Below are 880 nucleotides of genomic sequence, written 5' to 3'. Positions count from 1 at the left end.
GACTGGGTTAGCGCACCACGTCGCCTTTGCTGCGGGCGGGCCGGATGCCGGCGCGTCACTCCGGAAGACCGGCCTTGCGAAAACCATCGACGAAATGCTCGAGCGTAGCGGCGTCGCGGAATGGCTCGGTCGTCGCCCAGTGATGGGTTGTGAAATGCGGGTTGCCGACGAGGAACAGTTCAGCCTCTGCGCGCGCCTCGTCGAGCCGGCCGAGTTGGGCCATGCTTGCCGCCAGGAAACGGCGTGAGCTTGTGCGATAGGTCTCGTCACGGCGCAACGTCTCGATAGCGGCTTGGTAGTCGCGCGCCGCATATTGCGCCTGGCCGAGCGTCAGATAGTACCAGCTCGCCGGAAACGGGTTCAGCCGGAACGCCTTGCCGATGTGCTCGAGGCCCTCTTCGACCCGTCCGGCCAGGACCGCGATGTCGGACAATGCCGCCCAGGTGTCGGCCTCGTTCGGGTCGAGCTCGATCGCTTTGGCGAATTCCGCATCCGCTTCAGTGAAGCTGCGCTCATAGGCAAGCAGATAAGCCAGGATCCAGCGACAGCCGGCATCGTTGGGATCGATCGCCACCGCCTTGCGCGCCAGCTCCAGGGCAACGCTGCGGGCAGCCTCGGTTGGTCCGCCCCAATGCACCTGTCCCATCCAGTGGTTCATGGCAAGCCAACGATAGGGCTCGGCATAATCAGGATCGAGCGACACCGCGCGCGTCAGCATCAGATGCGCTTCCTGCGCCATCTGCGGCGAGTCGTCGATCAGCTTTCGCGCCCGCACGCAGAGGTCGTAGGCCTCCAGATTTCGCGGCCGATTGCGCGGCGGCGGCGCGCGCAGCCGGCCAAGCAGCGCTTCCACGATCTTGGCCGTCACCTCGTCTTGAAC

1 pseudogene is annotated in these 880 nt (G+C 65.3%); it reads right to left on the bottom strand.

What is annotated here, in order from left to right:
* Window positions 1-55: 55 nt before the first annotated feature.
* Window positions 56-880 (bottom strand): annotated as a pseudogene (locus EN994_RS33395) (adenylate cyclase); the annotation flags it as partial.

The sequence above is a fragment of the Mesorhizobium sp. M7A.F.Ca.CA.002.09.1.1 genome (genome assembly GCF_003998555.1).
GTDB lineage: Bacteria > Pseudomonadota > Alphaproteobacteria > Rhizobiales > Rhizobiaceae > Mesorhizobium > Mesorhizobium ciceri.
The sequence above is the reverse complement of the archived record's forward strand: the minus strand, read 5'-3'. Positions and strand labels throughout refer to the sequence as shown.